Source organism: Undibacterium sp. GrIS 1.2, from assembly GCF_040544435.1.
GTDB lineage: Bacteria > Pseudomonadota > Gammaproteobacteria > Burkholderiales > Burkholderiaceae_D > Undibacterium.
This window is the reverse complement of sequence record NZ_JBEONP010000058.1, coordinates 18,162-27,158: the sequence shown is the minus strand read 5'-3', so window position 1 is coordinate 27,158 and position 8,997 is coordinate 18,162. Positions and strand designations below refer to the sequence as shown.

General features: G+C 45.9%; 5 protein-coding genes. All 5 read right to left on the bottom strand.

From position 1 onward, the window contains the following. Positions 1 to 290: 290 nt before the first annotated feature. The 5 genes from AAKU61_RS19135 to AAKU61_RS19115 all read right to left on the bottom strand — a co-directional run bounded on the left by AAKU61_RS19135 (position 291) and on the right by AAKU61_RS19115 (position 8,995). The gene (locus tag AAKU61_RS19135; RefSeq protein WP_354334837.1) at positions 291 to 521 is read right to left on the bottom strand and encodes a hypothetical protein; all 231 of its coding nucleotides are present in this window, start codon (positions 519 to 521) and stop codon (positions 291 to 293) included. Between the two features lie 183 nt (positions 522 to 704). Continuing rightward, entirely contained in the window at positions 705 to 2,357 is a 1,653-nt protein-coding gene (locus tag AAKU61_RS19130) for a diguanylate cyclase (RefSeq protein ID WP_354334835.1), read from the bottom strand. After that, positions 2,358 to 2,768, bottom strand: coding sequence for a response regulator (locus AAKU61_RS19125; RefSeq protein ID WP_354334833.1), 411 nt, complete (start codon positions 2,766 to 2,768; stop codon positions 2,358 to 2,360). It abuts the gene before it with no gap. 279 nt (positions 2,769 to 3,047) lie between these two features. Continuing rightward, positions 3,048 to 5,588, bottom strand: a complete 2,541-nt coding sequence (locus tag AAKU61_RS19120) for a PAS domain-containing protein (protein WP_354334831.1) — start codon at positions 5,586 to 5,588, stop codon at positions 3,048 to 3,050. A gap of 299 nt (positions 5,589 to 5,887) precedes the next feature. Then, entirely contained in the window at positions 5,888 to 8,995 is a 3,108-nt protein-coding gene (locus AAKU61_RS19115; RefSeq protein ID WP_354334829.1) for a DUF748 domain-containing protein, read from the bottom strand. Positions 8,996 to 8,997 lie beyond the last annotated feature (2 nt).

Below are 8,997 nucleotides of genomic sequence, written 5' to 3'. Positions count from 1 at the left end.
ATGTCACATGTGCCGCTTCAAACAAGAAAACCAATCGCAACAGTGGCCACACCCATGCTCGACTTTACTGGTTTGGGTATTTTGCAAGAAGCTCTGATATTTTAAAAATATCAGATTACATCGTCCAATAAAAATGCGGCTTACCAAAGGAAAATGCTTGGTAAGCCGCATTTTTATTGGACAATACTAAAAGGAACGTCTAAAGGGAAATCTAAAGAAATTTATAAAATGACTTAAACAGAGGATTACATTTTAAGTAGTTATCGCGGAGCGCGGCATTACAAGCACCCTCACCCTCGATCCCTCTCCCGCATGCGGGAGAGGGAAGCTTGAAAGGCTTTAGATTGCGGACAACGAGGGAATTGAATTTGAATTTGAATTTGAATTTGAATTTGAATTTGAATTTGAATTTGAATTTGATTTTGACTTGAAGTTCCGCTTTGGCGCTGCCGTTTGTAGAAGGCAAAAATGGATAAGAAAGGTTCGTTGTCTGAGCGAAGCGAGTTTCGAACTTTTCCCATTTTTGTCTTCTACAAACGGGAACCCCGAAGGGGCAGCGACTTCGCGGTCGCCTTCTTTTGCTTACTTTTCTTGGCGAAGCAAGAAAAGTGAGTAGCCGCCGGTCTACCACCGGCCTGCAATCTCAAATGAACGGTGTAGGCATGACTGCCTAATACCAGATACCCTCAGACTACGTCAAAAAATCAAATTTTCGCCAACTCAATCTGATTCCGCCCACCCTGCTTAGCCCGATACAACGCCGCATCAGCCACATCAAATAACTCATCAGCATCCGTGGTTAATTCCAGATCAGCCACACCTGCTGAGAACGTAACTGCGAAATCGCCCTGCTCTGCATGCTGGTCAATTTTGCCAAAAGCAATCCTGATTTGATCCAATACCCGACGGGCGACGATCGCGCTGGTGCCAGGGAAAATGATGACGAACTCTTCACCACCATACCGCCCGACAATGTCGCTACGGCGCAAGCGCTGCCGCAATAGACGCGACAAAGTACGCAGCACCTGATCGCCTACCGGGTGGCCGTAGGTGTCGTTGACGTGTTTAAAATTATCCAGATCGATCATCGCTAAAGCCAGTGGTGCGCGGTTACGGCTGGCGATGGAAATCTCTGCGCCCAGTTCTTCTTTGATGGCAGTATGGTTGTACAAACCCGTCAAACCGTCACGCATAATCAGAGCGCGTAACAGGCGATACCGCTCTGCCCGGCTAGATAAAGCGGAGACTAAAAATTCTGGCGTAATCGGCTTAGTGAGGAAATCATCCGCACCTGCCTGTACCGCATCTAATTGTTTACCCATGTCGTTTTCGCTGGACAGAAAAACGATAGGAATATCCAGATAAGAATTATCTTGCCGTATCATTTTGGATAATTCCACACCGCTGCAAAGTGGCATGTATACATCCAGCAACAATAGCTCTGGCCTGAAATCCGTCATTACGCCCAAAATCTGGCTAGGGTCGTTAAGCAAGCGCACGCTCATCCCGGCATTGCGCAAAACTGCGCTGTAATACTCAGCAGTGACGACATCATCATCAATAATCAGTACGCGGTAGCCTTTGGGCTCTTCGCGTCCGACCAAAGCATCGATTCTTTCGCTCAGGGCGACGATATCGACGGGCTTGGTGAAGTAACCATCGCCACCGGCACGCACGGCTTGCAGGCGGTTTTCAAAACTACTGGATTGAGATACAAAGATGGTAGGAATACTTAAACGGCCAAGACGCTTGATGCGGGCGATCTCTTCTGCACCAGCGGTTTTTCCGTCTTCTGAGCCAAGTTCGATGACGACGATGTCGGGTCGTCTGGTAGCGATGGATACCGCCAGCGATTTTAGCTGGTCTATGAGTACCACCTCGTAACCAAATTGCTCTAACTGAACCAAGATGGATTGGGTAATTTCATTATCGTCATCGACCAGATAAATCAGGCGAGAGGCATCTTTGTCGCTGTTTTTTTCCAGATAATCAACGGCTTGTACCGTAGCACCTTTGCTTTTGGCGTTGAGTAAAGCAGTGACAAAATATTCTCTTAGCTCGGCGGCATAGGTATCCAGATCTGCCAGCGACCAGATTTCTTCAGCAAACAGCGGTTTAAGCCGTATCTCAAACTCACGTGCCTGCAAACCCATTTCGGCAAAGCCGAATGTACCGGCCGACCCCGCCATGGTGTGCAGTAGCCGATGTAATATGGTCAGTGCCTCTTTATCCTCCGGCTTTGCTAAAAAATGGGCGAGTGCTTCCTCCATCTCTTGCATCTTCAAAGGCAATTTTTCTAAAAACAGATTTTCTAGTGCTCGCAGTTTTTCCTGGAGACTGTCATTTTTTTCTGTCATTTAATTTCCTTTGCTCCCACTGTTTGAGTTATTCCACAGAGCGCGCACTTGCTCCGATAATTCCATAGGATCAAAAGGTTTGGCAATGACGCCGATAGCGCCTAAAGATTTATAGTAATCAAGCTCTACCGATTGCACTTTGGCCGTCATAAAAATAACCGGTGTCTGGGAGGTAGAAGCAAGCTTACGTAACTCGGCCAATGTGGTAGGTCCATCCATACTTGGCATCATCACATCAAGCAACAGCAAGTCTGGAACGGTGCCGGTCTCTATCGCCTGCAACGCTGCGCTGCCGGAGCTGCAAGTAATCAGGCTAAAGCCACCGACAACTTCCAGCGCGATTTGGGCTACCGTTTGGATGTCCTGGTCGTCCTCGACGTACAGTATTTTATTCAGAGGTTTTTCACTCATCGCAATTCCTTTTGCTTTTTATAGCGAAAAAATCGTTACCACTATGAAATTAAAGTCCTGACTAAAAATCCTACTGCGTATGTAGCTTTTCATCCATAGCGGCGCAAGGCTAAAAATAGTAATTCCATTTAATCCAAGCCTACCAGAAGTATTATAAAAATTGCTCAAGAGTTGCGCTGCTGAAACGCCTGAATGTAACTCAAGGCAACTTAATACAACTTATTGCAACTGAATATGACTAGATGCAACTGGTTAAGCCTAACTAAGGCTAGGCACAATTTATTGAATAACAGGTAATTCAAAGAAAAACTCGGTTGGCTCATTCGGCTTGCTATAAAAATCAATCCGTCCCTGGTGAGCTCCGATGATCGTTTTACAAATACTTAAGCCCAAACCTGTACCGCCTTTTTGCCTGGTATCTGACGAATCTGCCTGGGCAAACTTTTCAAAAATATGTCCCTTAAATGCCTCTGGTACGCCTTTGCCGTTATCTATTACCGATAACCTCAAGCTCGCTGGATTGGCTGGGATAGTTGGGTTGACAGAATCCGCCAATAACGCCTGCAAGCGTATCGTTACGACGCCACCTTTAGGAGAGAATTTACAGGCATTAGATAACAAATTAATCATCACTTGCAATAGTCTGTCGGCATCAACCAGCACCGTCATGGGCGCCTGCTCAGACTGCAACTCTAACTTTACCTGATACAACTCGGCATAGGCCTGGGTTGCTGCAATGGCGTTGGCGACCAGTTCTTGCATGACATGCGGGCGCAGATCAAATGTCATACTTCCTGATTCCATTTTAGCAATATCAAGAATATCGTTGATCAGCCTTACCAGTCGCTCGCAATTATTTTTAGCAATCTCAAACAAGTCATGTGCACGTGGCGATATTTCCATCAATTTGCCAGAGGACAGCAAGCCAAGCGAACCACGAATAGAAGTCAGTGGTGTTCGTAACTCATGCGATACGGTGGAAATGAATTCGTTCTTCATTTTGTCCATCCGTTTTTGCTCAGACAGATCGTAGGCAATGCCTAAAAAACCAACGATCGTATCTTGTTTATTTTGATGCTTACTTAGGCTGAGGTTTTGGTTTGAGTTGACGTTTGAGGTAATGTTTGGGTTGATGTTTGGGTTGATGTTGGCGTCACTATTTTGGTCACCAAAAAGCGCTGCAAGCGATAACATGACAGGCAAACGAGATCCATCTTTGCGGATATACGTCCACTCTTGGTGGTCGTAACCACCTTGTCTGACCTTCGCTGCAAATGCCTCAAAGCCTGGGGCGATTGTTTGATTTAATTCCAGGCTGGACTGCGCCGCTTTGGCGATGATCTCATTCATGTCATGGAAGATTGCCGGGCTATGAATACCAACCACCTCGTCTGCGGAATAGCCTAATATTTTCTCCGCACCGGCACTAAACATCTGAATAGTACCTTCTGTGTCGGTGGCAATAATCGAGAAGTTAGCCACATCCAAAATCGCATTATGCAAGGCACTGGCATTGCTTAAACGCAGATTCAGTGACTCTAATAAGCTTTGATTTTCTATTAATGTTTGCTCATTGCGCCGGGCTTGAGTGATGTCGGACGCGACTATGCACAAGCCATATATTTTACCGTCACGATCAAGCAAAGGTGAGCGTACTGAATGAAAATAGACATCGCCATCGGAGGAAGGAAAAACACTATCTATCGCCAGCGACTCTGCACTCTGGAACACCAACAAATCTTCTTCCCGCGCTTTTTTTGCGAATTCAGAAGGATAAATATCTTCCATCGTTTTTCCCAAAATATCGATGCCAGACATTTTGATCAGCTCTTCGTATTTCCGGTTCACAAACAGGTAACGACTATTCAGATCACGTACCGCAATCAGAGAGCTGGTGCTATTCATCACTGACAATAAAAGGTCTTCACCTACCCTCATTTTTTGCTCAGACGCCAGACGTTGACTGATATCAATGCCAATCACGCAGACGCCATAAATCTCGCCGCTGCTGCGGTACAAAGGGGTGCGGATTATCTGATAAATATGCTCGCCATCTTCTTGTACGACGACGGATTGCGACTCCAGAACACTACCCGATTCAATCACTTTACGATCTGCGTTGTGGCTAATCTTAGCCGCATCAGTCGGGAATAAATCAAACACAGTCTTGCCGATTAAATCTTTGCTTAAACGCTGATGAACCAGCTCATACTCTTTATTGACGAATAAATAGCGCCCATGGATATCACGCACCGACAAGGTAGAACTCATGCTGTCCATCACCGACTGCAATAAGCTGAACTCATGATCTTGTTGTCGTTTTAGCTGGGCTAGATCCAGCGCGTTCATCTCCGACTCCACCATTGCGGCTAAGTCTTTCAACATCTGCTTATCGCTAGTACCAAGTTGACGTGCCTGGCGATCAATCACACAGAGTGTCCCAATCTTATGCCCACCCGGCCCTCTAATTGGCATGCCCGCATAAAAACGGATATGCGGCTCGCCAGTGACTAAAGGATTATCGGCAAAGCGCGGATCTAGCAAGGCGTTTTCGACGACAAAAACTGACTCTTGCAAAATAGCATGCCCGCAAAAAGAGATATTGCGTGGGGTCTCGGTCTCGGCCAATCCTTGCGACGACTTGAACCATTGCCGCTGATAATCGACCAGAGAAATCAGCACAATCGGCGCATCAAAATGACACTGAGTTATTCGGGTAATACGATCAAACCGCTCTTCTGCAGGCGTGTCTAATACTTCTAACGAGTGTAGATCCGCAAGGCGCTGCTCTTCATCCGCTGCTAGCGTAGCTTCTAACATAGTGCTCCGTTCTGATTAAAGATCCAGCACTGCGCGTGTTTGCAATGGGTTTGGTACGATCAAGGTATTACGATTAGCAGTCAGCGATTAACATTAAAATTCATATACTCCCCTTTATTTTTAATAAAATCGCCTTATTGACCTTTAATTATATGGACGATAAAATATACATACTAGGAGTATCAATTATTATATTGATTACTACATAAACTATTTGCCGTACAAAAGCCCTACTATTTAAATACCATATTCAGTTCAGCGTCTTACTCTTACCTATCCGCAATAAGAAGAAGGTACTGCTATTTAACAGAAAAATCTACCCGATTTGGCAGACCTTTATCTTTAATCCCATCCGCAGTCAATTTTGGCGCAATCAAAAACAGGCGCTCTTTGGCAATACCGCCAGTTTGCTCCAGATAATCCCGTACCACATCGGCTCTGCGTTGGGCTAACTGACGCAGATTCTCTGGTGTGACGGGCGTGTTAGCAAGGATCAAACGTTCGGCCTCTTCTGGCGGCAAAGTTTTGGCAATGCCGATCACATTACGCGGCTTGCTGAATTTTTCTGATTTATAAACTTCTTCGATATAAGTTTTTTTATCACCTTCATCCAAACTGATTTGATCCAGACTCAATTGAGGATTTTTCTTTTGCAAGCTGACGAGTTTTGCTTGCTTGATTTTTTTCTCCAGACTGGCGCGGCGCAATCCCTCTGTATCGGTTTGCGTATCGGCTCTACCGAGAATGTCCATACGCAAACCGGTGCGGTTGCTGAGCGCTTTGGCGAGGTTGTCTAATTTGGCGCTGGTATCCGGCGTCAAGATCGCCAGCCCCGGTGTAAACTCGGCATAGGACAATTCCTCTCCGCCACCAAACGCTTGCCCCAACAAGGCAAACGGAGATGTTACTGCCTTGGTAATTAAATTAACGAAGACTTCCCAAATAATGCCGCCGACTGAAAATTGCGGATCAGATAAAGAGCCGGAGATTGGTAAATTGATCGCAATTTTTCCATCGTTATCACGCAACAAGGCCAGTGCGAGTTGTACCGGCAAGCGCGTGGCATTGGGACTATCAATTTTTTCGCCAAAAGTGAGCTGATCTAACCGCACGTCGTTTTGCGCTTGCAATTGCTGATTCTCTACCCGATACGACACCTGCACCGACAACTTGCCTTTATCAATTGCATAACCTGCATATTTTGCAGCATAAGGTGTCAGGCGCGTCAGCTCCATCCCGTTGGCGCTGCCTTTAATATCCAAAAAAATCGGTGAGGATAAAGGATTGAGCGTGCCAGAAATCACTAGCGGTGCATCATTATCAATCTTGCCGTTCAACTCAATTGTGGCGGGCTGCGTGCTATCAGACGCAATCGCACCTATCGTGCCACTGACGCCAGTTAAATTAGCGCTGTAATTGGGACGAACAAAATTATCTGTGAAGTTGACATTACCACCGCGCAGGACGGTTTGACTAATCCGGATCACTAACGGATTAGTTTGCTTGACTGGCGGTGCTATCGGTGTAGAAACGACGACTGGCGTGGTCGTTGAGACTGACGCGGCAGGTGCGATAGATACGGTAGCGGAGGTGGTGGCAGCGTCAGCAGAGTTGAGTGAATTTGCCGTGTCAGTTGAATTGACATCGACCTTCTTAATTTCGATAATCTTATTCGCCTCCGTTGTACCGTCAGCAGATTTGTTGACGGTAATATTTTGCAGATTCAGTTTGCCTTTATCAGACAAAACTGCCCTGGCATAAAAATCTGTCAAGCTCAATTTCTTCAACAATATCGTAGGCTTGTTACCACCTAATTTTGCGTTAATACCGTCCAGGTCGATTGATTTCCATTCTAAAAAATCGTCGCTGGCACCACTTTCCAGCATATGGAAATCACTGAGTTTTAAATTACCGTCGTAACTTATTTTTGGTGCTGATCCTTTGTCACTCAGGATCACTAGCTTGCCTTTAGCGCTGGCGTCACCACGACTTAAAGTGACATTTAACTCGCGCGCAAAGTAAGGGTATAGCGCAGCAACTGGCAAGGTCTGGGCATCAATTAATGCCGTGATATTTTTTAAGCCAGCACTGGCATCGGCGCTCAGGCTTAATTTACCTTTGCGGTTAATCGTCGTTTTTAATGTAAAGCTCGCCGTCTGGGCGGCGTTGTCCACGACTGCACTGTCCAATAGATTACTGCTGAGATTACTAGCGACCAGACTAATACTATCCAGCGTCACGTTCACACTAGGATAAAGCGACCGATCATCAAAGCGCACACTACTATCGTTGACAGAAAAATTGTGCAGATTGACGCGCCATGCATTGGGTTCTGGAATGGTAGCAGCGGCATTGCTGGCGTTAGCATTGTTAACCTTAGCGGCACCGGGCAACTTTAGTGCCTCTACATTGACACTGACTTTATCTCGAGTAGGTTGATGTTTTGTACTCTGCTCACTTTGTCCATTCCACGCTATCAAAAATTTTTGCAGATTTAATGTTGCGGTCTGATCTTTTTGGACATCCGCCCTCAGACCTGTCATTTCTAAACTACCCGCGTTAACTACCTTCGTCGCAGTATCAAGTTCTAGCTTACTCAGTGCTAAAGATTTGATTGCAATGCCGCCCTCGGTTTTCGCTTTTGACTGGATGGAAAAATCTACTAATTGCAAATTAAAATCTGCTATTTTTACTTGCCCGTCCTGGCTATGGATATGCGACTGCGCCGCTAACTTGCCTGCCAGCGTGGCAGCTAATACAGGATTAAACAATGGCTGATAAGTAGCCAATGACAAATCACTCAGACTTACATTACCATCCACCATCCCGCTGGCGATGCTGAATTGCCCTTCAAATTTACTTTGTGCGTCTTGCTCGGTAGCGATGCTGATTAAAACGCTGGCTGGCTTGGCCGCAATATCGGTACTCAATTGTTTAATATTGAGGGCGATATCTTTTAAATTGATTGGTATAACCGGTGACGAATGTAAGGCGTCACTAAAATGGATTTGCCCTTTGCTGAGCACAATAGAATTTAAGGCGATGATCGCTTTGCTCTTTGAATCTGATGCGACCACGGTATTCGTATTAGCATTGTTAGCGGAGTTAACGGCATTAACAACTGGAGCAGAATTTTTTATCGGGTCACTTGCCAGCGTAGACTTTGCCTGATCCGCTACGGGGGTTGGAGTAAGAGCGTGACTACTCAGTTTGGCCCAGTTGAGCTGGCCTTTTTTGTCTAGATCCAGCCAAACTTCTGGTGCCTCTATGCTTAACTGATCTAAGCTAGCTGCACCGCTGATCAGATTAATTTGTTTGATCTGCGCCGTAATCACATCGGTCAGTAACAAAGGGGCATCGGCATTATCTTTGAGGTCAATTTTATGCAATTGAACCTGACCGGACAACA